This is a genomic window from Bacillus sp. AF62, from assembly GCF_050312695.1.
In the GTDB taxonomy this organism is placed as follows: Bacteria; Bacillota; Bacilli; order Bacillales; family Bacillaceae_G; genus Bacillus_A; species Bacillus_A cereus.
This window is the reverse complement of record NZ_JBNPJZ010000262.1, coordinates 1-380: the sequence shown is the minus strand read 5'-3', so window position 1 is coordinate 380 and position 380 is coordinate 1. Positions and strand designations below refer to the sequence as shown.

The following is a 380-nucleotide window of genomic DNA, read 5'->3' as shown; positions in this document are numbered from 1 at the left end:
GCAGAATTCGAAGTGTATAAAGATGGTAAAAAAGTAGATACGTTACGAACAGATAAAACTGGTAAAGTAATTTCTCAGAAATTAGAACCAGGAACATACACATTAAAAGAAACGAAAGCACCACAAGGATATAAGTTGTTAAAAGAAGAAATTGAAGTCGTTGTGGAAGCAAACAAAGTAGTAGAAGTACAAATAGAAAATGCAAAAGAACTAGGAAGCTTACAAGTAATCAAAAAAGATGCGGAGAGTGGAAAAGTTCTAGCGGGTGCAGAATTTAAATTAAAGAACGAAGCTGGTCAAGTAGTTGGAGAAGCGAAAACAACGAATAAAGACGGCGTTGTGAAATTCGAAAGCTTAGTGCCAGGAAAGTATACGTTAGA

1 protein-coding gene is annotated in these 380 nt (G+C 35.3%); it reads left to right on the top strand.

Annotation, left to right across the window (positions count from 1 at the left end):
- On the top strand, positions 1 to 380 hold a 380-nt coding region (locus tag ACQRBL_RS32645; protein ID WP_427736464.1), incomplete at both ends, for an MSCRAMM family protein.